We start from the raw sequence: 23221 nt of genomic DNA on the forward strand, positions 1-23221 counted from the left end.
TTAACATATCCTTGCGTTTCTGCTCATTTTTCGATGTTATATTCACATGATCAAGCAGATGGGTATTCGAGATTTTCATTGAAACGACTGGTTTTGGCATGTAGCTTAAGTTTTTGTATGGCCACTGGTCATAGCGAAATAGATGGATTTAATCAGAGTGCGGCACAATTTAACGTGCCTGAAATTGGTTCTGGCATTGGTTTAATTGATCAGCAAAAAGAAAAAATGATTGGTGAGAAGGTGTACCGAGAAGTACAAGCCAAAATGCCGACCATTCAAAATCCTTGGTTAGAAGATCAACTCTTTTCTGTGTTCTCACATATTTTAAGTCAAACCCAATTACAGCAACCTATTGGTTTGGTGGTCATTAATGATCCACAAATTAATGCTTTTGCGGTTCCAGGTGGATTATTTGCCCTTAATTTAGGCTTGCTCAATTCAGCGCGTAATATGGATGAAGTGGCAGGGGTCATGTCACATGAAATTGCACATGTCACACAACGTCATTACAGTCGCTCTCAAGAAGCCTTTAAGGGGCAGGGTTTGCTGGCTTTAGCCGGTATTTTGGTGGGGGCTTTGGTGGCATCTCAAGCCGATGGTGATGCAGGTGCAGCTGTGATGCTGGGCTCACAAGCAGCTTTACTTGATAAACAACTGACCTATAGCCGCAATCAAGAACGTGAAGCAGATCGGATCGGAATGCAATATATGTATGCCTCGGGATATAACCCGCAAAGTATGGCGGATTTTTTTGAGGTAATGCATCGCGCAACAAGTCGTTTAAGTTTTATGCCCGACTTTTGGTATACCCATCCGTTGACCAGTGAGCGTATGAGTGAGGCGCGTCTTCGTGCCAATCAACTGCCTGTGGTCAAGCCTAAATTGTTCAATCAAGATTTTGATATCATTAAATGGTATAGCCGTGTCTTGTCAGGGCAAACCACGGAACAGGAACTGCTGTCAGTTGCACAGCAAAATAATTTTGCAGCTCAAGTCGGTTTAGCCGCTTATTATACAGATAAGCATGATTATAAAGCAGCACAGGCAGCGCTTGACCAAGCCAAACGTAGCAATAGCTTGCATCCATTGCTTGTCATTTTGCAAACAGACGTGTACTTGGGGCAGAATCAAACAGATTTAGCATTAAAAAGTGTTCAATCTGCTGCAGCAACGATGCCTGAACATCGTGCGTTAAATTATAAATATGCTGAAAGCTTGATTCGAGCAAAACAATTAGACCGCGCAAAAGCCATTATTCAGCGTTTTTTACGTAGCAATCATCGTGATTTAAGCGGTTGGAATTTAATGCTCCAGCTGACCAATGCAGAACCGGCATCAGCGACCAAGACCATCAATGTATTGCGTCACCGAGCGGAAGTTGAATATTGGTCAGGAAGTGACGAAGCGGCAATTAAAACATTACTCCACGCACAAAGAATCAGTCAGTCTAATTCGTCTTTATCTGTAACGATTAAGGCGCGTTTAAAACAGATGCAACAAGAACGACAATATAAAATTTAAGATGGTTTTTTGAAGACAGAAAAAGATGTTTAGATGAGTGTTAAAGTGCTTTTAAGTTTTTTATGATTTATAGATAACAGTCGTTGAATGACGAAATGAGTGACGAGAAAAATTTAAATATGTGAATAAAATAGGCTGCTAAGAACTGACTTATTTAAGACAGTTCAACGCAAAATAGAGATTTAGAGTGGGGTATTAAGCAAGTTTTGCTTTAATTTTGGCAGATACTTCAGAAGGATCGGCGCGCCCGGCTATGAGCGGACGCAGAGAATTCATCACCTTACCCATATCTTTCATGCTAGTAGCTTCTTGCGCTGCAATCGTTTGCGCAATGATGGAATCAAGTTCTTCCTCAGTCATAGCTTCTGGTAGAAATTGAGATAAAACCTCAAGTTCGGCTTGTTCCTTACTAGCTAAATCTTCTCGACCAGCGCCCAAAAACGCCTTAATCGATTCTTTACGTTGTTTAATTTGCTTTTCAATGACCGCAAGAACTTGAGCGTCGTCAAGTTCTTTGCGCTCATCGACTTCGATTTGCTTAATTGCTGCCTGAAGACCACGAATTACCGTTAACGTCGACATTTCTTTGGCACGCATTGTTGCTTTCAAAACATCTGTTATCTGGTTCTTTAAAGTCGTCATTATTTATTCCAGGCAGTCAATCACAAATTAATCTTAGTAAAGGCGAGTTGTACGTACTGATTCACGCGCCAATTTCTTTTGGTAGCGTTTAACAGCAGCAGCTTTTTTACGTTTACGTTCTTGAGTAGGTTTTTCGTAGAATTCACGTTTACGTACGTCAGCTAGAACACCAGCTTTTTCGCATGAACGTTTGAAACGACGGATAGCTACGTCTACTGGTTCGCCTTCTTTCAATTTAACTTGTGGCATGAAGAATCCTCATTAAGTTATGGATAAGATCATAAGCGGAATGCCTACGATCACAAGTGAAGGTCAGTATTTTACTCATTTACATCTCATACCACAAGCATATAATGGTGCTTGCAATAGATTTGATACAGGTTATAGGCAGTTTAATGATCGTTTTAGGCTTAGAAACATCGTGTGATGAAACAGGGCTTGCGCTTTATGATAGCGAGTTGGGTTTGCGCGGACAGGTGCTTTATAGTCAAATTAAACTGCACGCTGAGTATGGTGGTGTAGTTCCTGAATTGGCTTCTCGTGATCATGTGCGCAAGTTAATTCCTTTAATTAATCAGTTGCTTGATGAGACAAAGATCAAGAAATCTGAGATTGATGCCATTGCTTATACTCGTGGTCCAGGTTTAATGGGTGCCCTGATGACGGGTGCATTATTTGGGCGAACCTTGGCATTCGCATTAAATAAACCTGCCATCGGCGTGCATCATATGGAAGGTCATATGTTGGCGCCTCTTTTGTCTAAAACTCCACCGGAATTTCCTTTTGTGGCGTTATTGGTATCAGGCGGACACTCACAATTGATGGCAGCCTATGGCATTGGGCAATATGAATTGCTTGGTGAGTCGATTGATGATGCAGCAGGTGAAGCCTTCGATAAGGTTGCGAAAATGATGGGCTTGCCTTATCCGGGTGGTCCAAATATTTCACGTCTTGCCGAAAATGGTGATCCAAATGCATTTGCATTTCCACGTCCAATGTTGCACCAAGGTTTGCAATTCTCATTTAGTGGCTTGAAAACTGCAGTTTCTGTACAAATGAAGAAACTAGCGGATGAAAATCGCGATGCTGATATTGCTGCGAGTTTCCAAGAAGCCATTGTTGATACATTGGTAAAAAAATCAGTGAAAGCTCTGAAGCAAACAGGCTTAAAGCGTTTGGTGATTGCCGGTGGTGTGAGTGCCAATAAACGTTTACGTGAACGCTTAGAAGCAGATTTGGCGAAGATTAAATCTCAGGTGTATTATGCGGAACCTGCGCTTTGTACCGACAATGGTGCCATGATCGCTTTTGCAGGCTATCAACGTTTGAAAGCAGGGCAACATGATGGTTTGGCGGTGACCACAACACCTCGTTGGCCGATGACTGAGTTGACCAACCCAACTGAAGTTTAAGATTTAAAGCGAATAAAAAAGAGGCGTTAAGCCTCTTTTTTTATTTCAATTCAGCGTGGTTTTAAGCTTCGCGAATCATTTCATTGAATTTTTCTTTCAATTCAACATATTTCTCATTGGCTTTAGCTTGAGCACTTTTTTCTTTAAAGATTTTTGAAACTGCAATTTTGCTCAATTCTTCAGGGGTACGTTGTGGTTTTTCTGCTGTATCTACAACCACTTTAATTTTAGGGGTTGCGCCTTTATTTTTGCGACCTGTTTTGAGTGAACCTTTTTTATGGTGCGCATAACGACGTGAGCGGGTATAGCCCATCAATAAGAATTTGCGTGCCATATCTGCACCGACAAAATCACCTTTCTCCAAGTAATCTAAAAATAGCGCAAAAATTTTATCGCTACTTTCAGTGGCTGTTGCTTCATCATCAATTTTCCAAAGCGGTAAAATTTCAGATTTATAAGGTTCAACCAATAATACGCCTTCTTCACCACGACCAACGCGATATAGTTTTGGGCGCTTTCTAAAATTAATGTTTTCAAAATCAAGTGAAAAGTCAAAGCTACGTGAAAAACCTTCAGGATTTACTTTCGCTGGTGCTTGAGCCGCAACTAAAGTTTGCTCAGCGGCTATATCTTCTTGTTCAGATATCACGAGTTCTTGTTCATTGTTCATCTTTGGGAGTCCTTAAAGGCGGTAAATTTTTCAAATAATGGCAAATTATACGTGATTGCGCAGCGTTTGAAGCATTTTGTCTGACTTTAATATGACAAAGTCGAAAAGTTGTTGTTATAAAAAGAGCTTAGTATATTTTTAAGAACCTTTGTTTCAGCTTTGGATCTATGTGAATCGTATGTCTAAAAGTACAACTTGATCTTATGTTCTAAAGACAAAGTGCAATAGGATTCGCACATGATTTTTGCTGAGGATGCATTTCGTCCTCAGTAAGACATTGATTCTATAAAAGCACCACAGCATGACTGAGGTGCTTTTCTGTAAAGGTTTACTGATATTTACTATATTCAAAGTTCTGAAGCTTCAAAAATAAAGCAATATGGGCGCTATTTTTGTTTGATTAACTGCAATGAACTTGAACCAATCCAATGTTTAGAAAACTGATAGGCAGCACGACCTGAACGTTGTCCACGACTTTGACACCAACGTAATGCTTCTGCACGCGTCTCTGCATCAAGTGCAAGATTCGCTTGCTTTAAATAATGTTCGACAATCTCTAAATATAAATTTTGATCCATTGGATAAAAAGACAGCCAAAGTCCAAAGCGATCCGAAAGCGAGATTTTCTCTTCAATCGCTTCTTGTGGATGTAATTCAGTGTATTGCGGAACATCCACTTTAGTGACGGGGGTATTTTCATGCATAAATTCAGGCAATAAATGACGACGGTTACTGGTCGCATAAATCACAAAATTACTTGAACCGGATTGTAATGAACCATCCAATACGCTTTTTAAACTCCGATAATTTTCATCTTCAGCATTGAAAGCAAGATCATCACAATAAACAATGAATTTTTCAGGGCGATCTTGAATAAGTTGTTGGATTTGAGGTAATTCAGACAAATCGTCTCGCTCAATTTCAATCAAGCGTAAACCTTGTTCGGCATAATCATTTAATAGCGCACGTACAATCGATGACTTGCCTGTACCGCGTGAGCCGGTGAGCAAAACGTCATTGGCAGGTAAGCCATGCAAAAATTGTAGGGTATTTTGAATCACTTTTTCTTTTTGACGTTCAATGCCTTTGAGGTCGTCGAGCTGAATCGCTTTAAGCTGATGAATGGGATGCAGTTCGCCATGTTGCCATTTATACGCATAAGCGCTGAAATCTGTTGGTTTCTTTATGGGTGCAAGGCTTTGTTGTAATTGCAACAATACTGTTGCAAGTGAATTGATAATATTTTCAGGTAAATCAATCGTTGCCATGATTTTGTGTATTCAGTTTTAAAAATGATTATCGTGATACTAATACTCTAAAATTCGATGTAAAAGTAGACTAATTGTGATAATTTGCATGATATAAACAAAATAACGTCATTGCAGGAAAGTGCATCATTCTGCATATTTTAACCACCATGTGTGATACATGGATCGAAGATAGGCACAGGGAAGGTCTAAATATGATATTTAAAGATTTCACGCGAAATATAAATCCGCACCAAGCCTATCGCATTAAGAAATTGAAGTTGCAGCTCGCCAAAGCGGACTCTTATGCAGAGTGGAAAAGCATTGCATTAAAGCTTGATGAAGAATCTGGTGCGCAAGAATGGAAGTTAGATAATTCATCCCCTTATTTTGATGCGCAAGTAATTGCACACCGGTTGGGGAAGTTAACCCGATATCGTACGCAAAAACGTACCCGTGACCTAATGTATATTTTGCGTGAAGGCTTAAGTTACGATATTGCCAATATTTCTCATCCTTTATTGTTTTCCCAAGCTTACGTGGGAACAAAAAAAATCATTGAAGATTATGTGGATGAAGTGAGTCAAAGTTTGGCATTTATTGCCTCTGATGAATGTACCTGTTTAAGTTTGGATGAAAAGCTTGAATATTTTCAGCATTGCCAACGTGCTTATGGTCAACCTGCGCTCATGTTCTCAGGTGGTTCAACGTTAGGGCTGTTTCATACTGGTGTGTGTAAGGCGCTTATGGAACAAGACTTAATGCCGAAAGTGATGTCAGGTTCGAGTGCGGGTGCGATTATGACCGCTATGTTAGGTGTATCGCATCCATCTGAATATCATCAAATTTTAAAAGGTCAGAACTTTTTTAGTGAAGCCTTTCATTTTCGTAAATTGAACGATCTAATCAAGGGCGGTGGCGGACTCGCTGATGTACGCTACTTGAAAAAATTCTTAGTGGAAAACTTAGGTGATGTCACTTTTGAAGAAGCCTTTAAAAAGTCGGGCTTACATATTAATGTTGCGATTGCCCCGTATGACGGTTCGCAAGACGCTCGGATTATGAATGCCTACACATCTCCCGATGTATTGGTATGGAGCGCTGTACTGGCTTCGTGTGCTGTGCCGATTTTATTCCCACCGATTCAACTGACCAGTAAACGCCATGATGGCAAATATACGCCTTATATGTCATCGACACGTTGGGTAGATGGCAGTGTGCGTAGTGATTTCCCACAAGAGAAAATGGCACGCTTGTATAATATTAATTACACTATTGCCAGTCAGGTCAATCCGCATATTGTGCCGTTTATGCAGGATGATATTTCGCGTTTTAATAAAAATATGTTGAGTTGGCCGCAGCGAATTGCACGTCGCCAAGCACAAGTGATTGCAAAAGGGGTCATGGACTTTACGCGTGAGCGCGTCGGGAATGTTGCGCCTGTACGTCGTTTGCTTGATCACGGTCATGGGGTGGTGGATCAGCGTTATTATGGTGATGTGAATATTGTGGGCAATCACAGTTTGCGCCACTATAGTTATATGTTGCAAAATCCGAAACCGCATCTATTTAAAATTTTGCAAAAAGAGGGCGAGCGGGCAACATGGCCACGGATTTCCTTGTTGGAAACGCAAGAGCGTGTCGGTAAAACCATTCAACATTGTTTGGAACTGCTAAAATATCACCATGCACCCGATCAAAAGCCGCAAAAGTATATTGTCAGTTAAACTTGCAGATCTGCTCAATTCGCCCATACAGCTTCAGACCAAAGCCAAAAGTCTGAGTTTTGGGCGATATTTATTTGATATCAACATCAATGGGCAAAGATATTGGTTGAAAACGCAGACGCATGCAGCTGACTTGGATTCATTGCACGCGCAGCAAGGCTTTGAACGAGAGTTTAATTTTTATCTAGACCATGCATACGACCAATCGCTCGATTTTTTCGTGTCGCACCAGTTGATCCATGAAACTTTTCAAATCAACCAAACGTTGTTTCAACAAGCGATTTTATGCCGACATTATGCGGGCTATTTTGATCGATCTCCTTTGACCTTATCAGCCCATCAAATCAAACAGCATTTACTTGGGGCGATTGAGCCATTCATTCAGCTTGAACAATCGGGGTATATCCACGCAGATTTAAAGCAAGAGCACTTTTTAGATAATCAGGGTCGGGTAGGCGTGATTGATTTTGAACAAGTGCAATCGCTAATGAGTCCGATCCAGCAACCTATGAATGCCACCCCACGTTATATGGCACCAGAACTTTTTCATGGTCAATTGAAGTCTGTACAAAGTGATATTTACGCTCTAGGGATTATCTTTTTGGAATGGCTTACGCAAAAACGTTTAATGGCGACCACTTATCAAGATTGGGCATATTTGCACTGTCAGTATTTACAGGTTGAGCTTTTAAGCGAATTCAGGTGCTTTGAAGGTGTTTTACAGCAGATGTTACGTAAACACAAAAGCCAACGTCTGCCAAGTTTTAGTGCCGTTAAAAGCCTGCTAATGACTGAAATTGAATGAGAAAAATACAAAAAAACCGGCTTTGTTCCTTATTTAATCAATTGGGTGGCTTTTTCTTAAAAATCACTTGTCAGGTGAAAATGATCTCTATAGTATACACAGCCATTGGGGACGTGGCGAAATTGGTAGACGCACTGGATTTAGGTTCCAGCGCCGCGAGGTGTGAGAGTTCGAGTCTCTCCGTCCCCACCAATAAATACTTTTATTAAGTGTTTAAAGGTCAGTAGAGGATTGGTGTAATGGTAGCATGACGGTCTCCAAAACCGTTCGTCAAGGTTCGAGTCCTTGATCCTCTGCCAAGTTTTAAAGAAGTCTAACTGAGGTTAGCACCCTGATGGGGACGTGGCGAAATTGGTAGACGCACTGGATTTAGGTTCCAGCGCCGCGAGGTGTGAGAGTTCGAGTCTCTCCGTCCCCACCATCATATTGAAGCAAGGCATTGACCTTGCTTTTTTATTGCCTGTAGGAAAGTAACGAGCATAGATAAAAATAAAAAATCGTTTTGCTAAATATGAGCAACTGTTTTATAAAGTTAAATATATCAATAAAATCTTAGATTCTCAAATGAAGTGCAACAGAGATTAAATTTTGGAAAGAAGCAAGATGAGCTAGCATTTTGCTTCCGACCGACCAAAGTCAAAGTTGCATCATGAACTATACTCATCTTACCCAAGAAGAAAGATATCAGATTTTTACATTGTTACGTGAAGGATTTTCTCAACGTTATATTGCTTGGAGACTGAATCGTTCACCTTCCACTATTTCTAGAGAAATCAATCGTAATCGAGCTAGAAATGGTTATTTCGCTAAGCATGCTAGTAAACTCGCTCGAAGACGCCATTGCTCTAATCCTAAAAGAATCCCTGATGAAATATGGGCAAATGTCATCTTTTATCTTGAACTTCAATGGAGTCCTGAACAGATTGCTTCCCGTGTTTCAGTCAGTCTGCATTCAATTTATCGCTTAATACGACAGGATAAAAATAAGGGCGGTACTCTCTTCATCATCTACGTTTCAGAAATCAAAGAAAGAGGAATACGGCTCTCCTGAAACTCGTGGTCAGCTGGCTAATCGTAAAAGCATTCATGATAGACCGATTGAGATTGAACAGCGTCATCGTTTCGGTGATCTAGAGATAGATACGATTGTGGGTAAGAATCATCAGCAATCATTGGTCTCGATTGTAGATCGTAAGACAGGTTATTTGTGGCTAAAGAAGTTTAGCTCACGTAAAGCAGAGGAAGTTTGCCAAACAACGATCAGTTTACTTGAGCCAATCAAAGATCAGCTCAAGACGATTACCGCAGATAATGGTAAGGAGTTTAGTCTGCATGAATGTGTTGCTCAAGAATTAGAAATAGACTGGTATTTCGCAGATCCTTATAGCGCTTGGCAACGAGGTACGAATGAAAATACCAACGGCTTAGTCAGACAATACATTAGAAAGGGAAGTGACTTAAATCAGTATACAGATGAATATATCTCAGAAATAACAGACCGTATCAATCATCGTCCAAGAAAAAGACTCGGCTTTAAAAGTCCGAGTCAGGTATTATGGCAACAACATGGTGTTGCACTTCAAATGCTAATCTAAGAATAAAAAAACATGACGCAGCAGCACTATAAACAGCGACAACCAAAAATAAGAAAATCGACCTTTCTGTTGGTAGCACGTTTGACACCATTTTCGATTGCTGTATTGCTATACGGTTATAACAGTATGCATGACCCTGAAAAAGTCAAAGCACGTTTATATGCCTGTGGAAAATTTGGTGATCAGCACATGCTGATTGATAAGCAATATTTACATTATGGAAGAGTGACTTATCAAGGTGTCAATTATTGGGGTAAAAATATAAAAGAAGAGCATAAAGCTAAAGGTTGTGATGATCAAATTTAAAGTATTGACTTGAAGGTTAAGTGGCCTGAAACGACACCATCTAGAGAAGGCTTTAGATTAGATTCTGAGAATAAAAATGATATAACAATCGCATTAAACCAACGCTCAGTTTGGGAAGAGGAGTGGGGAAGTAAAAGTTCTTTTAATGATATATGGGCTTTAAATTGGAAATTAAAAAATAATTTGGATAGTGTTGAAGTCACTGAAAAATGGCGGAATCTAACCAAAAAATGGGATTCAGAATTGGAACTTTTTGTCATCGATGTTGCAGGGGGGCAAAACTCTACAAGAAAAATTTATTGGCAAGAAGCTCAGGAAAACGAGATCAGTCTGGTAATTGATTGCACTTATTTTTGGGATGGAGTGTCAAGCTGTAACTTGGTAACACATGAACCCAATTATGGGTTTAATACCAGTTATATCAAGATCAGTTTTCATAGTGAATTATTGCCGCATTGGCAAGAAGTGCTTCAGGATTCGAAAAAATTGATCGATTCATTTAATGTGACCCATTGATGCACGCATTTTCAACGAGCTATGGGTGCAAAAATATGGATCAGTACAATTTAGATTGACTCAAAATTAAATAAGGTTTCAGCAAAAAAATAAAAAATACATTTAACTGATTAATTTATAGCAGAAAACAGCATGTATGCTTAGAAAATGGCTTGTCAACGCGGTTTGATCTCTATAATATACACAGCCATCGGGGACGTGGCGAAATTGGTAGACGCACTGGATTTAGGTTCCAGCGCCGCGAGGTGTGAGAGTTCGAGTCTCTCCGTCCCCACCAATAAATACTTTTATTAAGTGTTTAAAGGTCAGTAGAGGATTGGTGTAATGGTAGCATGACGGTCTCCAAAACCGTTCGTCAAGGTTCGAGTCCTTGATCCTCTGCCAAGTTTTAAAGAAGTCTAACTGAGGTTAGCACCCTGATGGGGACGTGGCGAAATTGGTAGACGCACTGGATTTAGGTTCCAGCGCCGCGAGGTGTGAGAGTTCGAGTCTCTCCGTCCCCACCATCGATATGAAAGCAAGGCTTATGTCTTGCTTTTTTATTGCCTGAAATTTGACGAAGGCACTACGTATATCAACGCTGTATAGTGATTTTAAGCCTTGATTTTTATGCAAAAGACTTTTGTGTATAAATTGCTTCGGTTAGAAAGAATAGAAATAAAGAAATGTTCGCTTAACGTCAGAACGCCTGTTTGAATTGTTATATTAAATACACGTCATTTAAATAAAACATTCTATATAAAATGCATGCTGGGAATCTCAATTAGGCTCAGCATGCATTTAAAATAAAGCTCACAATTAAGCCTTTAGATGATCTTCGAACTCTTCCCCAAGCTGCATTGCCAATGCATTACCTGCCAAATCGACCGTGACTAAACCATATTCTTTTTTAAAGCTAAAGCTAAAGCCGCGATTATCCGTCAGGGTACGCACTGAATAGCCTAATTTTTCGAGCCACAAACGAAATGCGATCAAATTTTTTGCTTTCACAACTTTTTTCACGAGATTACTCCATTAATGCTGTTTCATTATAAATAGGGGTTTTTTATTTTTTTTTAAAGGGGAGGAATGCTAAAAAATGCAAATGAGAATTGAGTTTGCTTTATATATAATCAATAAAATGGTTAAATGTTATCTAAGATAATGATAAATAATATAAAAAATGATAAGTAACTAAATATTATATAAATGCTGAATTTATCATCAAAAATGATGCTTTGCTTGAAATGTATACAAGATGTGTCGCTTGGCACGAGATAGTTAATTTTTATAAACTTAGATTCTCAAATGAAGTGCAACAGAGATTAAATTTTGGAAAGAAGCAAGATGAGCTAGCATTTTGCTTCCGACCGACCAAAGTCAAAGTTGCATCATGAACTATACTCATCTTACCCAAGAAGAAAGATATCAGATTTTTACATTGTTACGTGAAGGATTTTCTCAACGTTATATTGCTTGGAGACTGAATCGTTCACCTTCCACTATTTCTAGAGAAATCAATCGTAATCGAGCTAGAAATGGTTATTTCGCTAAGCATGCTAGTAAACTCGCTCGAAGACGCCATTGCTCTAATCCTAAAAGAATCCCTGATGAAATATGGGCAAATGTCATCTTTTATCTTGAACTTCAATGGAGTCCTGAACAGATTGCTTCCCGTGTTTCAGTCAGTCTGCATTCAATTTATCGCTTAATACGACAGGATAAAAATAAGGGCGGTACTCTCTTTCATCATCTACGTTTCAGAAATCAAAGAAAGAGGAATACGGCTCTCCTGAACCGTGGTCAGCTGGCTAATCGTAAAGCATTCATGATAGACCGATTGAGATTGAACAGCGTCATCGTTTCGGTGATCTAGAGATAGATACGATTGGGTAAGAATCATCAGCATCATTGGTCTCGATGTAGATCGTAAGACAGGTTATTTGTGGCTAAAGAAGTTTAGCTCAGTAAAGCAGAGGAAGTTTGCCAAACAACGATCAGTTTACTTGAGCAATCAAAGATCAGCTCAAGACGATTACCGCAGATAATGGTAAGGAGTTTAGTCTGCATGAATGTGTTGCTCAAGAATTAAATAGACTGGTATTTCGCAGATCCTTTAGCGCTTGGCAACGAGTACGAATGAAATACCACGGCTTAGTCAGACAATACATTAGAAAGGAAGTGACTTAAATCAGTATACAGATGAATATATCTCAGAAATAACAGACCGTATCAATCATCGTCCAAGAAAAAGACTCGGCTTTAAAAGTCCGAGTCAGGTATTATGGCAACAACATGGTGTTGCACTTCAAATGCTAATCTAAGAAATAAAAAATAAGCGTATTAAAAGGGATTAAGTTATTGGGCTTATTTTATAATGCAGTGATTGAATGGGCACGAAATAGGTAAATTTTGAAAATTGAAGAGCACGTGCAATTGATAATTCAAAGCATGCAAGCGCAAGCGTTGCAACCCACAGCGGTGATGCTAGGACATGAAGATTGGTTGACGTTTAGTATTGAATCAAAAGTCGCTTATACACCCTTTGGTAGCGCACGTCGTTATCAACCTGCGCTGGGTGGATTGCTCTTGGTTCGTGTCGATGAAATGCATGCGGTTCGGGTGGTGACACAAGTAGAACTCGATACCTATGCCAAAAGCCATCAAATTTTATAAATTAGAAATTATCTTTAAGCGTGCGTAAATGCGTGAATGCTTCAACGTCATTCGCGCGTAAAAATGGATTGGTTTCTAATTCAAGCTCAATCGTACTCGGTAATGTACATTGTCCGAGCAGACGTAACCGTTCGACATGCGTATAACGCTCTTGAATAGCAAGATTGTCAGGTTCAACGTGTAGCGCGAACTTGGCATTTGAGAGCGTGTATTCATGAGTGCAATAGACTTGCGTGCGTGGTGGCAGGGCAGCAAGACGGTTTAATGAATGAAACATTTGCTCATGTGTTCCTTCAAAGACACGACCGCAGCCCATCGCAAACAAGGTATCACCAGAAAAAAGCACATCAAGTGCATCAATAAAATAAACAATATGCCCTAAGGTATGCCCCGGAACACTTATAATCTCGATGTCTAAATCATGAAAATTTACTCGGTCTTCATGTTGTAGCGCATGCGTTAAAAATGGAATTTTTGAGCTTTCAGCTTGTGGACCATATACCGGAATATTTGTCGATTCAATCAGCTCAAGCACGCCACCAATATGATCTTTATGCCAATGCGTTAGCCAAATTTGGCTCAATGCTAAATTGTGTTCTGTGCAGTATTTCGTCACTAAAGACGCTTCAGTTGGGTCGATCGCGACGACTTGTTTACTAGGCGTATGTTCAAGCAACCAAATATAGTTTTGTAGTTGGTTTTGAACATCAATACAGTGAATTTTAAAAGGCATCATAAAAAAGTGTCCAAAATAATGGGGATATTCAATCAGGCATACATCCATAATTGAGTTATAAACGAAAAAATCTCAAGATTAATGCTCTTTAAACTTTGTCATTGACTGAAACGGGCTCGCCAATAGTATAGAAATGTCCGCCAGCAACATGATGGATGCTTTTCCAATCGTCACTGACTTCATGGAAATACCAATGCCCATCTCGAAAGACACGATCATCTGCATAGGCTGCAATGACTTCGCCAATGAATAGATCATGTTGCTGCTGATTGTGCGGTTCAGGAATGAGTTTACATAACAGCCAAGCACTGCAACCTTGGACTACAGGAATGTGATCATAAGATTCAAACTGAAATAATTCGACCCCAGATTGGCGTAACTTTTCTGGTGCAGCATATAGGCTCATATTGCCGACAGCATGAACCATTTTGAGTTGTTTCCGCGTCGGAACTTGTAAAGCAAAGAAGCCAGAACGTTCAATAATGTCACGGGTTTTGGTGCTTTTATCTAAAACCACGGTGACTTTTGCAGGTTGAAATTCAAGTGCACATGCCCATGCTGCTGCCATGACATCGGTATGCTGTTGATCCTGAGCAGACACTAAGACGGTGGGGCCATGGGTAATTAAGCGATAGGCTTTTTCCAATGGTACTGCTTTGAGATGCGGGAATTTAAAAGTATGGCTCATAAACATGTTCACCGAATATTATTGTTCAAGCTTCAAAAAATCTGAACGGCTTTCTGTTTTTTCATCAATTGCATGTTTTTAGATGATAAAAACAGACCTATACAGATATTATCGCTAAAATTAGTGCATTGCAGAGAAAAGGAATATTTTATGAAAATGTATCAGGTTGATGCCTTTAGCACCACTTTATTTAAGGGCAATCCTGCGGCTGTTGTTGTAACAGAAGACTGGTTATCTGATGATTTAATGCAAAATATCGCCTTTGAAAATAACCTTGCTGAAACTGCATTTGTACGTATTGTAGATGATGCCAACTATGAGATTCGTTGGTTTACCCCAACTGTTGAAGTCGATTTCTGTGGTCATGCGACATTAGCAAGTAGCTTTGTTTTGTTTGAATTTTTCACATCATTAAAAACGATTCAATTTCATGTGAAAGATTTAGGTATTTTTATAGTCGATCAAGATCTTGACGGCAAAATTCGCATGAATTTCCCTGTGCGTGCACCAGTCAAAGTGAGCGATTATCCTGAGCTACTCAATAAAGTGTTCGATGTGCCGTTTAGTGAGGTCTATGTCAATCCTCAAGCCTTCATTTTGGTCTGCCATAACGAACAGGATGTGATTCGCGCTCAGCCAAATTTAGCTAAAATTGCGGAAATTGGCGCGATTCATTATAAAAGTACCGCCATTACTGCAGTCGATCTTGATTTGAGTATTACCAGTGCTTCAAAAGATTATGATTACATTGCACGTTATTTTGCACCGCATAAAGGCATTGATGAAGACCCAGTGACAGGTTCAATGCATACTGGATTAGCGCCACTTTGGGCAGAGAAACTCGGTAAAACCCAACTAGTGGCTTATCAGGCTTCAAAACGTGGTGGCTTGTTGTATTGTGACTTGAAGGGGAATGAGCGTATTGAAGTAGCGGGCTATGGCAAACTCTATATGGTTGCTGAGCTTTATCTTTAATCTGTGACAAAAAATGGTGTATTGTTCAAACAATGCGCCATTTTAATAAAAATACACTATTCACTGTTAAAGCAGTTATTTAACATGCAATACATATAAAAACATTGATGATTTTTTCACACAGAGTAAATAATGCAATTACGTTTTAAACACTTAACGCTTTCTATTTTACTGGCATGTGGCACGACAAGCATTTTTGCACAGCCAGTATTGGTCAAATCTGAACAAAATATTGAAGAATATCAATTAGAAAATGGCTTGAAAATTATTCTTGCGCCGAATGATAAAGAAAACAAAATCTTTATGAATACCGTGTATTTGACGGGCTCGTTGAATGATCCACAAAATAAAGGTGGCTTGGCGCATTTACTAGAACACTTGGCATTTAAAGGCACAGAAAATATTCAAGGCGATGAATTTCAACGTCGTTTAGATCAATTTACTTTATCGACCAATGCCAGCACTGACTATTACGCAACCAAATATACCAATATTATTCGTCCAGAAACCACCGCAATGAATGAGGTGATTTTGCTCGAAGCTGAGCGTATGGATAAATTGGTATTGCAAGAAAAGCATGTACCGACCGAAATTGATATTGTGAAGCGGGAACGTGAATTACGCTTAGATCAGCCATTTTCAGTGTTGATGGATCAGATTTTTAAATCGGCATATGGCAACCAATATTTGGGACGTTTACCGATTGGCGATTTAAAAGAATTACAATCGATCAAAATGGATGAGCTGAATCAGTTCTACAAAACTTGGTATGCACCCAATAACGCTTATATCGTTATTTCGGGTAAGTTTGATAAAGCGGCTGTGCTGAAAAAAATTGATCAAGATTTTAGCCCGATTAATGCACGTCCTGTACCTGCGCAAACCAAAGTGCCCGCGCTTCAACCAGAACAGATGAAGCAGCGTCAATTTACCGTGAAAAAGGGCAGTGATTATGCGCAGTTTAATGTGTATTTGACTGCAAATCAGGAAGCTGTAAAGCAGGCTTTAGCTGTATCACCAACACTATTTACACTGCAACCGAGCGGGCATTTATATCAAGGCATTGTGGAAACAGGGCAAGCGACAGCAGTTCAGTCTACGACATGGTTAGATAAAGATTTTAATATGGTGTTTATGGGTGCGGTGTATGCGCCTAGCCATAATGTTACAACACTGAATCAATCCTTAATTTCAGGTGTTGAACAAGCGAAAGGGTTTAATGAATCCGAACTGAATCGCATTAAAAATATGACGCGTAACCAAGCGGATAATATTAAAAATAATGCTGCTGCGTTGGGGTCACGTTTAAGTGATTATATTGTGGCCTATGATGGTGATTGGTCAAAATACTTTAAAGATTTGCAAGATGTGCAAAATTTAAAAGTTGATGAAGTGAATCGAACTTATCAAGCTTTCTTTAAGCCACAGCATCGTTTAAGTGGTGTGATTCAACCTACACCTGAAGATCAGAAAAAAGCCCAACAAGCTCAAGTCGAAGCCCCAAAAGCTACCCTTGATCAGCAAGCAATCACTGAAGAACCTTTAAAAGATGTCCGTGTTTATCAGGCAGAAGTGCAGCAGTATGTGAAAGAGTCTAAAGCGTATTTGAACAGTAAAGAAAAGAAAATTCAACGCAGTAAGCTAAAAAATGGTATTCGATATGCATTGTTCCCAACCACTACGCGTGATGACAAAGTGTATGCCAGTATTGCTCTCGATTTTGGTACAGCGGAAACTTTAAAGCATAAAGCTGAAATTTTAGATTTAATGAGCTATTTGATTTTACGTGCATCGGATACACAAAGTTTACAGCAGATTTCAGACAAAACCATTGAGGTGGGCGGCTCGGCAAGTGTCAGTGCAGCAGGCAATGGTTTAAGCATTCAAATTGCAGCCAAGAAAGAACATTTTGATGACTATTTTAAATATATTTTAAATGTACTGAAAAATCCGATTTTTGAGCAAAGCCAGTTTGATTTAATTAAATCACAAACCTTAGCAAGTCTGGATCGTCCTTATACTGAACCCGATACTGTGGCAGCTTTGACTTTCTCGCGTATGGTCGAAAAATATCAACCGGGAGATTTGCGCTACCATTTCGAGCCTGAATTGGCAGTAAAACAGTATCAAGCGGCAAATCGCGACCAAGTGAAAACGTTGTATCAGCAATTCTTTGAAACCCATCATGCGCGTGTTGCTGTCACCGGTGAGTTTCAACCCAAAACCATGCAAAAGCTGATTAAAAATGAATTTTCAAATTGGAAAGCCAAAGAAAGTTATGCACGTTTAAGCAGTGAATACACCGCATATCCTGCCAAGAAAGTGCATGTATTGTCGGAGCAACGTGAGTTTGGTAGTTACAATGCAGCGCTTGCAATGCCAGTGGGTGCAGATCATGCGGATGTGCCTGCATTACAAGTGTTCCGTCATATCTTAGGTGATTCACAATTGTCTTCTCGTTTAGCACAAGAACTGCGTGAGAAGAATGCTTTGGTCTATGGCTTTAGTGCCAATATTCAGTTAAGTGAGTGGGAAAATAATGGTGCATTGGGCATTAATGCCAATTATACCGCGGGTAAATCTGCTCAAGTGTCACAGGCGGTACATAAAGTCCTTCAGGAACTGTTGGCAAAAGGCGTAACCGCGCAAGAAGTGGAAGCAGCCAAAGCCAATATTTTGAAAAAACGAGTCAGTGCTTTAGAAGATGATCGTAATATTCACGGGATGCTATTGCCGCAATTAGAAAAAGAGCGTGACTTGCGTTATCGTGAAAAGCGCGACCAAGCACTTGCGGCATTAACCAAAGCGGATATTGATCGTGTGATTCAAAAATACATCAAGCTAGAGCACTTGATGGAAGTGATGGCAGATCAGTACGGGCAAAAGATTTAAAAATTTTTGCTCATCTAATCATGCCAATTTAAAAAAGTGTCCTCGATAGGGCGCTTTTTTATTGCAACTTATTAAGCTTGAATAGCTTTAAAGTCGATAAAATGTCTGGGCATTATCATGAAAAATGGCTTTTAAAGCAGAAGGATCAATCTGCTGGATAATATCGCTAAAAGCATCAATGATATTTTCAAGATTGGTGCTGACTGAGTCCATCGGGAAGTTTGAAGCAAACATCACCCGCTGTGTACCAAAGCAATCCAGCGCATGTTGGATCAATGGTGCGCTGAGTGAAACAATCTCATCCTTATGCGCAACCTGCTTTGACTGATGGAAACGATGTCCAAGCACGGGCATAAATAAGCCTGACATTTTAGTATAGACGTTTGGGCACTCGGCAAGTTTGGCAAGATTTTCTTTCCAATCACTAAAAATAATTAAGCGATCTTGTTCGGTCTGTCCCGTATGTTTGCCCACAGCGCCAAACAGACCCACAGGCGTAGCAAAGTGATCAAGCACAATGTTCGTTTCAGGAAAATGCTGTGCCAAGGCGTAGACATCTTGTATTTGCGTCGAATAGACCCATGCATCAAAACTTAAGTTCTGCTTCGCCAAGGCTTCAAAGCCCTTTAAAAATTTTGGATTGCGATATAAATGCGCTTCATCTGCCCAAGCATAAACGCCTTTATCGTGGTGTACCGCAGCCATTTTACGAATGCCGAGAAATTTATCTGAGGCATCCGCATGCATCTTCAGTAAATCTTTAAAGTTTTTATGCCGTGGATCGGCAGTGGCAACAATTGCAGCTAAATTTAAGTCTGCCTCATGAAAAGGAAGTTGCTCAATAAAACGGGTTTCATTGACCACGCCAGTACCTTTGTGTTCATGCCAACTGGCTTCGACATGAATGACGTGTTCAACGGCATAACGCCCAATATCTTTTTTATAGTTTTGGGGTAAGTAGGGTGAAGTCAGATGCTGCGTGAGACCAATGGTGTCAATGACCGCCTTAGGTTTCATCAAGCGAATCATCTTATCCAAAAGTTTCGGATGCTTGCCAAACAGTTTAACCGCTAAAGCCGCTGCATGTGGCGTGGTATAGGGATCCCACTGATGAATATGTGCATCGATTATGGGGAAGTTGAGTTGTTGCATGACAATCCGTGTCGGTCAAAAGTGTGAATGCTATTTATGGTTAAAAAATGGGCATAAGTCAATCTTTTATAAAGGATATAAAAAAAGCCCCGAAGGGCTTTTCTTAGTGTTTATGCTCGTGGTCGTGTTTATTGGCATGAAACTCTTCGTTATGACGGAAACGTAAGTAGTTTTCAAACTGCTCGCAATATTCATCATAGTTGTCTTCAAGCATCATTTGGAATTGTTGCAAGATATATGACATCACTTGATCTTTGGCATCACGCATTTCGTTGCCATCTTTAAAGTTATTGGCAGCCACCCAGGTATTGAAACGTGCAGTCCCAAATAACATCGCAGCACTGACCTGACCGCGTTTTTCAGCAGGTTTCTCTTGAGAACCTTTTTCCACACGAGAAAATTCGTTGGCTTGTTTAATAAATTCATCAGCACGTTCAAAGAAAGCCGCATTTAACGCTTCTTCTTCGGTTACATCGGTCGCTTCAATCTTTTGAACCATGAATTTGTTCCTAACAATAAAATCTCAATGTTTAATTATAGGCAAAGCCTTGCAGAAACTAAACCTTTGACTTAATCTAAAAATAGCCTAAGTCGAGATTATTCGTCATGCAAGATGCGATTGCGGTACAAAGTCTAAAAAGTGATATTGCTTTATTACGACAAAATATTTGGCCACCTGCCAACTTAGCCAATGTGGAAGGCTTGCCGATTTATTATGGTACGCCGTCACAAGTGGATGAATATTACAAACAATGGACGGGTTTGATTGAAAGGGCACAAGAGATGTTTCAGCCTTTTATGGAAGATGAAACGCTGGATGCCATTCATTTACCCAGTCATTTGAACTTGCCGTTGTTTTATTTTAATGTCGACCGTATTCGGATTAATAAAACCCGCGCCAAAGAATCGAAAACGTTTCGCGGTATTGCAAGTTTAATCGAAAAATGCGGGCAATTTGAGCCAGAGCAGATTCAAGCCATGCAACATTGGTTGAATCATGACGACACGGCAGCATTGGTTGCGCATCGCGAATTTGTCGATTTAAGAACCTATGTGTTTCAGCATGGGCAGAGTGAATATACCCGAACTCGATTTTATGTGAACGGCATTGTTTTAAGTGTTGAGCATCATTTTGAATTGGTCGATGCAAGAGATAAACCACGTAAGCAACGTAGCGACAGTTATAACGATCCATTAGCAGATAACAATACGTGGAAAGTCTTTGGCAAGTATCGTTAAGGATATTTGAAAATTTATTCTAAACCTATAAAAAAAGCCTTCAAGTTGAGAGGTGATTTGAAGGCTTTTTTGATGGATTACTTAATGAGTTTACGGCTCACTAAGAATTGCTCAGTCGCTTCCAATAAACGTTCTGCATACACTTCTTGTTTGGCGGTCAGCCAACCTAAAACAAACCAATCACTGGCTTCGAGTTCGGTTTGTTGAATATAAGCCGCAGAAGATGCCAAGGTTTGATATTCCTGAGCCGCCAAATGCGCGTCATTCAAAGCCTTACTGTATTTTTGCAAATTTTTGACATCATAAATATTGGTTAAAATCGGGAAGCTAAATTTTAACTCGTGAATACGCGCTGCCAATAAATCCAAATTTTCAAAATCATGTTGCTCAGTTTGATTCATCTGATCATATAAAGCTTTATATTGCTGCTGCAATGTAGTTTGAGCCGCTGTTTTTAAATCTTGTGCAGGTGCAGAATCATCCGTCAGGCTAAAAATCAGGAGCTCTAAATAATGGTGCACATTTAAGGTCGATTTGACCAAATTCACCAATTTTTCTTGTGCATATAAAATATCTTTTTCAAGATTGGTTGCGGTGGTCGGGTTTTGTAAGAAAGCACCCAAAGTGGCTTTCATATGTTGCAAATGCTTGAGATTTTCAAATTGCTGTTTAAATGCAGCGAGTTGATAGAACCATTTATCAGAGACTTGGCTGTGCCAATCTTTAAACAACAAGATGCTTAAATACAAATAATCGAGTGCGATTTGCGCTTGATCAATATGTTCTTGTTCAGCCACTTGTGCTGAAATTGCGGCAATATTTGGTAAAAAATGCTGCATTTGTTGTGCAATTAAACCACTCAAATTTTTACTTGCAGCATCTTTCTTACTAAATTGGAATTCTTTGGCGTAAGTGGCAGGGCTGACTTGTTGACCCAATACCAATAAATTGCCAAATTCAGCTTTGCTACGTACATCGAGCCACAGTTGGTATTTTTTAACCCATTCTGCGCTAAAGCTGAGTAGGGTCTGAATGGAACCTTTTTTCAGTTCAAATTCAACTTCATGGATTTCTTGTTCGTTTGAAAGCGTACGTACAGCACCGACATCTAAACTGACTTCAATTTCAGCATCTTCGTATTCAATCACGCGTAAGGTACGCGCAATATCTGTTTCAAATTGCAGTTGTAATTGTTCAAAGTCATTGCCAAGTGCGCTCTGTAAAATTTGATAAGCTTCGCTGCCTGCGCTGTAAATGCTTAAATCTAATGTAGGTGCTTCGCTGAGTTCACCGAAGTCATGATTGTGCTCGAAGCGTTCAATATGCGATTTGCCTGCGGCTTTTAGGGTTTGAATCCAACGTGTTCCTTCTAGGCGTTGGCGTAGGGCAGCACCAGATTGTGAAAGCTTACGATCGGGCGTATCAAAGTATTTTGCTTGAAGTTGAATTTTTTCTGATTTTTTTGGGTCTAAGGCTTTGAGTAACGCTTGACGGCGTGCTGTTGGAATTTGAAATTTGAGTTCAACTTCAACCATGAGGATCTTCCTAGAATTTTATATACAACAACGCTGAACTACGAAATAGCATCAATTTATGCTGAAAAAAGCGCGTCTAGGCAGGCATTGTTGTTTGATATGAGGCACAGATTGTAACGAAATAAAGTCGAGATGTAAGACTTGACGAATGTTAAAAGCAGCGCCCTGATATTTTAACAAGTAAATGAATTGTATTGATAAACAGGGTTCTATCGAGTATCGAGAGTGTTCTGCGCATGTGAAAAAGCATGGCAAGATGCTTAAAATAAACTTTTATTTGTTTAAATTATCGGCTAATGTGAATAAAAAACATCAGGATGATGCTATGAATGCCCAAGTACAACCAAAATATGAAGATATACCTGAGCCACAGCAGCGTATGCCCATTAAACATTATCCAGATTTTTATCGTTTCTATTTAACTGAACATCGCAATATCATGAGTCGCCGTTTGCATGTGGCAGGAAGTAGTTTGGGGCTGTATTTTTTTGGCAAAGCGATTGTGCAACGCAAACCTAAATATTTTCTTTATGGTCTTGCATCAGGTTATGCCTGTGCATGGGTTGGACATTTTATTTTTGAAAAAAACAAACCCGCGAGCTTTAAACAACCGTTGTATAGTTTCATTTCCGATTGGCGTATGTTCGCGGATGTGCTTCGTGGCAATATTAGCCTTATTGATCGTGCTTTTGATAAAATCCCATCTTAATATTACGACTTTGGTCGTGTTTAACACGTTAAACACTGAAATATTCAAAAACAGCTTGCAAGCAGAGTGTTAATATTCTATTAATTGTTTTAATCTTTGTTCAAATTTAATGAGATGAACAATAGAGTTTTCCAAGCCTGGAGTGACCTCTCCGGGCTTTTTTTATGTCTGCTGTTTTATCAATTCACCTGAGCATGTC

21 protein-coding genes, 6 tRNA genes and 2 pseudogenes are annotated in these 23221 nt (G+C 39.7%); 19 read left to right on the plus strand and 10 right to left on the minus strand.

What is annotated here, in order from left to right; all coding sequences use genetic code 11:
• Window positions 1-78 precede the first annotated feature (78 nt).
• Window positions 79-1521, plus strand: a complete 1443-nt coding sequence (locus GFH30_RS05215) for a M48 family metalloprotease (protein WP_216068982.1) — start codon at window positions 79-81, stop codon at window positions 1519-1521.
• Window positions 1522-1716: 195 nt separating this feature from the next.
• Here GFH30_RS05215 and GFH30_RS05220 read toward each other — a convergent pair whose 3' ends face one another.
• Together GFH30_RS05220 and rpsU are read right to left on the minus strand one after the other, a co-directional pair.
• Window positions 1717-2163, minus strand: a complete 447-nt coding sequence (locus tag GFH30_RS05220) for a GatB/YqeY domain-containing protein (RefSeq protein WP_153371228.1) — start codon at window positions 2161-2163, stop codon at window positions 1717-1719.
• Between the two features lie 33 nt (window positions 2164-2196).
• Window positions 2197-2412: a 30S ribosomal protein S21 gene (gene rpsU, locus GFH30_RS05225; protein ID WP_001136722.1), complete on the minus strand. Its 216-nt coding sequence runs from the start codon at window positions 2410-2412 to the stop codon at window positions 2197-2199.
• Window positions 2413-2558: 146 nt separating this feature from the next.
• On the opposite strand from rpsU, the gene tsaD reads away from it, so the two are divergent.
• Entirely contained in the window at window positions 2559-3575 is a 1017-nt protein-coding gene (tsaD, locus tag GFH30_RS05230; RefSeq protein ID WP_153371229.1) for a tRNA (adenosine(37)-N6)-threonylcarbamoyltransferase complex transferase subunit TsaD, read from the plus strand.
• A gap of 61 nt (window positions 3576-3636) precedes the next feature.
• Here the strand turns inward: tsaD and GFH30_RS05235 are convergent, their stop codons facing one another.
• Both GFH30_RS05235 and GFH30_RS05240 read right to left on the minus strand, forming a co-directional pair.
• Complete coding sequence (locus GFH30_RS05235; protein WP_153371230.1) at window positions 3637-4245, minus strand: DUF4385 domain-containing protein; 609 nt, start codon at window positions 4243-4245, stop codon at window positions 3637-3639.
• A gap of 386 nt (window positions 4246-4631) precedes the next feature.
• The gene (locus tag GFH30_RS05240) at window positions 4632-5513 is read right to left on the minus strand and encodes an ATP-binding protein (protein ID WP_153371231.1); all 882 of its coding nucleotides are present in this window, start codon (window positions 5511-5513) and stop codon (window positions 4632-4634) included.
• 194 nt (window positions 5514-5707) lie between these two features.
• Here GFH30_RS05240 and GFH30_RS05245 point away from each other — a divergent pair, with 194 nt between their 5' ends.
• The 11 genes and pseudogenes from GFH30_RS05245 (at window position 5708) to GFH30_RS05295 (ending at window position 10947) form a co-directional block, all read left to right on the plus strand.
• Window positions 5708-7219, plus strand: coding sequence for a DUF3336 domain-containing protein (locus GFH30_RS05245; RefSeq protein ID WP_153371232.1), 1512 nt, complete (start codon window positions 5708-5710; stop codon window positions 7217-7219).
• 133 nt (window positions 7220-7352) lie between these two features.
• Window positions 7353-8024, plus strand: a complete 672-nt coding sequence (locus GFH30_RS05250; protein ID WP_227551582.1) for a protein kinase domain-containing protein — start codon at window positions 7353-7355, stop codon at window positions 8022-8024.
• 107 nt (window positions 8025-8131) lie between these two features.
• Window positions 8132-8216: transfer RNA gene (locus tag GFH30_RS05255), tRNA-Leu, on the plus strand.
• Between the two features lie 33 nt (window positions 8217-8249).
• Window positions 8250-8323: transfer RNA gene (locus tag GFH30_RS05260), tRNA-Trp, on the plus strand.
• 37 nt (window positions 8324-8360) lie between these two features.
• A tRNA-Leu gene (locus GFH30_RS05265) sits at window positions 8361-8445 on the plus strand.
• Window positions 8446-8673: 228 nt separating this feature from the next.
• A pseudogene (locus GFH30_RS13535) lies at window positions 8674-9619 on the plus strand (IS30 family transposase).
• A 12-nt stretch (window positions 9620-9631) separates the two neighbouring features.
• On the plus strand, window positions 9632-9925 hold the full coding sequence (locus GFH30_RS13420; RefSeq protein ID WP_227551585.1) for a hypothetical protein: 294 nt from the start codon (window positions 9632-9634) through the stop codon (window positions 9923-9925).
• A gap of 9 nt (window positions 9926-9934) precedes the next feature.
• On the plus strand, window positions 9935-10441 hold the full coding sequence (locus GFH30_RS05280) for a hypothetical protein (RefSeq protein ID WP_227551588.1): 507 nt from the start codon (window positions 9935-9937) through the stop codon (window positions 10439-10441).
• A 192-nt stretch (window positions 10442-10633) separates the two neighbouring features.
• Window positions 10634-10718 (plus strand) — tRNA-Leu (locus GFH30_RS05285).
• 33 nt (window positions 10719-10751) lie between these two features.
• Window positions 10752-10825, plus strand: a tRNA-Trp gene (locus tag GFH30_RS05290).
• A 37-nt stretch (window positions 10826-10862) separates the two neighbouring features.
• Window positions 10863-10947, plus strand: a tRNA-Leu gene (locus tag GFH30_RS05295).
• 292 nt (window positions 10948-11239) lie between these two features.
• On the opposite strand, the gene GFH30_RS05300 is transcribed toward GFH30_RS05295, so the two are convergent.
• On the minus strand, window positions 11240-11443 hold the full coding sequence (locus GFH30_RS05300) for a hypothetical protein (protein WP_153371236.1): 204 nt from the start codon (window positions 11441-11443) through the stop codon (window positions 11240-11242).
• A gap of 370 nt (window positions 11444-11813) precedes the next feature.
• On the opposite strand from GFH30_RS05300, the pseudogene GFH30_RS13540 reads away from it, so the two are divergent.
• A pseudogene (locus tag GFH30_RS13540) lies at window positions 11814-12744 on the plus strand (IS30 family transposase).
• Window positions 12745-12871: 127 nt separating this feature from the next.
• On the plus strand, window positions 12872-13096 hold the full coding sequence (locus GFH30_RS05310) for a hypothetical protein (protein ID WP_153373367.1): 225 nt from the start codon (window positions 12872-12874) through the stop codon (window positions 13094-13096).
• A gap of 1 nt (window position 13097) precedes the next feature.
• Here GFH30_RS05310 and gloB read toward each other — a convergent pair whose 3' ends face one another.
• The gene (gene gloB / locus GFH30_RS05315) at window positions 13098-13832 is read right to left on the minus strand and encodes a hydroxyacylglutathione hydrolase (RefSeq protein WP_153371238.1); all 735 of its coding nucleotides are present in this window, start codon (window positions 13830-13832) and stop codon (window positions 13098-13100) included.
• An 88-nt stretch (window positions 13833-13920) separates the two neighbouring features.
• Window positions 13921-14520 (minus strand): flavin reductase family protein, encoded by a 600-nt coding sequence (locus GFH30_RS05320; protein ID WP_153371239.1) that lies wholly within the window; start codon window positions 14518-14520, stop codon window positions 13921-13923.
• Between the two features lie 150 nt (window positions 14521-14670).
• Between GFH30_RS05320 and GFH30_RS05325 the strand changes: the two genes are divergently transcribed.
• On the plus strand, window positions 14671-15495 hold the full coding sequence (locus GFH30_RS05325; protein WP_153371240.1) for a PhzF family phenazine biosynthesis protein: 825 nt from the start codon (window positions 14671-14673) through the stop codon (window positions 15493-15495).
• A 132-nt stretch (window positions 15496-15627) separates the two neighbouring features.
• Window positions 15628-18387, plus strand: a complete 2760-nt coding sequence (locus tag GFH30_RS05330; protein ID WP_153371241.1) for a M16 family metallopeptidase — start codon at window positions 15628-15630, stop codon at window positions 18385-18387.
• 87 nt (window positions 18388-18474) lie between these two features.
• Here GFH30_RS05330 and GFH30_RS05335 read toward each other — a convergent pair whose 3' ends face one another.
• Window positions 18475-19539, minus strand: coding sequence for an amidohydrolase family protein (locus GFH30_RS05335; RefSeq protein WP_153371242.1), 1065 nt, complete (start codon window positions 19537-19539; stop codon window positions 18475-18477).
• Window positions 19540-19642: 103 nt separating this feature from the next.
• Window positions 19643-20038 carry a DUF3144 domain-containing protein gene (locus GFH30_RS05340; protein WP_153371243.1) on the minus strand — a complete coding sequence of 132 codons (396 nt, stop codon included), beginning with the start codon at window positions 20036-20038 and terminating at the stop codon, window positions 19643-19645.
• Window positions 20039-20145: 107 nt separating this feature from the next.
• Here GFH30_RS05340 and GFH30_RS05345 point away from each other — a divergent pair, with 107 nt between their 5' ends.
• Window positions 20146-20778, plus strand: a complete 633-nt coding sequence (locus GFH30_RS05345; RefSeq protein ID WP_153371244.1) for a hypothetical protein — start codon at window positions 20146-20148, stop codon at window positions 20776-20778.
• Between the two features lie 77 nt (window positions 20779-20855).
• Here GFH30_RS05345 and GFH30_RS05350 read toward each other — a convergent pair whose 3' ends face one another.
• Window positions 20856-22313, minus strand: coding sequence for a CYTH domain-containing protein (locus tag GFH30_RS05350; RefSeq protein ID WP_153371245.1), 1458 nt, complete (start codon window positions 22311-22313; stop codon window positions 20856-20858).
• 325 nt (window positions 22314-22638) lie between these two features.
• On the opposite strand from GFH30_RS05350, the gene GFH30_RS05355 reads away from it, so the two are divergent.
• Window positions 22639-23022 (plus strand): DUF962 domain-containing protein, encoded by a 384-nt coding sequence (locus GFH30_RS05355; RefSeq protein WP_153371246.1) that lies wholly within the window; start codon window positions 22639-22641, stop codon window positions 23020-23022.
• Window positions 23023-23221: the final 199 nt, after the last annotated feature.

The sequence above is a fragment of the Acinetobacter wanghuae genome, assembly GCF_009557235.1.
Classification (GTDB): Bacteria; Pseudomonadota; Gammaproteobacteria; order Pseudomonadales; family Moraxellaceae; genus Acinetobacter; species Acinetobacter wanghuae.

Coding starts and splice junctions, on each gene's coding strand:
- GFH30_RS05220 (WP_153371228.1), bottom strand. CDS start 2,163: ATGACGACTTTAAAGAACCAGATAACAGATGTTTTGAAAGCAACAATG.
- rpsU (WP_001136722.1), bottom strand. CDS start 2,412: ATGCCACAAGTTAAATTGAAAGAAGGCGAACCAGTAGACGTAGCTATC.
- tsaD (WP_153371229.1), top strand. CDS start 2,559: ATGATCGTTTTAGGCTTAGAAACATCGTGTGATGAAACAGGGCTTGCG.
- GFH30_RS05235 (WP_153371230.1), bottom strand. CDS start 4,245: ATGAACAATGAACAAGAACTCGTGATATCTGAACAAGAAGATATAGCC.
- GFH30_RS05240 (WP_153371231.1), bottom strand. CDS start 5,513: ATGGCAACGATTGATTTACCTGAAAATATTATCAATTCACTTGCAACA.
- GFH30_RS05245 (WP_153371232.1), top strand. CDS start 5,708: ATGATATTTAAAGATTTCACGCGAAATATAAATCCGCACCAAGCCTAT.
- GFH30_RS13420 (WP_227551585.1), top strand. CDS start 9,632: ATGACGCAGCAGCACTATAAACAGCGACAACCAAAAATAAGAAAATCG.
- GFH30_RS05310 (WP_153373367.1), top strand. CDS start 12,872: ATGCAAGCGCAAGCGTTGCAACCCACAGCGGTGATGCTAGGACATGAA.
- gloB (WP_153371238.1), bottom strand. CDS start 13,832: ATGATGCCTTTTAAAATTCACTGTATTGATGTTCAAAACCAACTACAA.
- GFH30_RS05320 (WP_153371239.1), bottom strand. CDS start 14,520: ATGAGCCATACTTTTAAATTCCCGCATCTCAAAGCAGTACCATTGGAA.
- GFH30_RS05325 (WP_153371240.1), top strand. CDS start 14,671: ATGAAAATGTATCAGGTTGATGCCTTTAGCACCACTTTATTTAAGGGC.
- GFH30_RS05330 (WP_153371241.1), top strand. CDS start 15,628: ATGCAATTACGTTTTAAACACTTAACGCTTTCTATTTTACTGGCATGT.
- GFH30_RS05335 (WP_153371242.1), bottom strand. CDS start 19,539: ATGCAACAACTCAACTTCCCCATAATCGATGCACATATTCATCAGTGG.
- GFH30_RS05340 (WP_153371243.1), bottom strand. CDS start 20,038: ATGGTTCAAAAGATTGAAGCGACCGATGTAACCGAAGAAGAAGCGTTA.
- GFH30_RS05345 (WP_153371244.1), top strand. CDS start 20,146: ATGCAAGATGCGATTGCGGTACAAAGTCTAAAAAGTGATATTGCTTTA.
- GFH30_RS05350 (WP_153371245.1), bottom strand. CDS start 22,313: ATGGTTGAAGTTGAACTCAAATTTCAAATTCCAACAGCACGCCGTCAA.
- GFH30_RS05355 (WP_153371246.1), top strand. CDS start 22,639: ATGAATGCCCAAGTACAACCAAAATATGAAGATATACCTGAGCCACAG.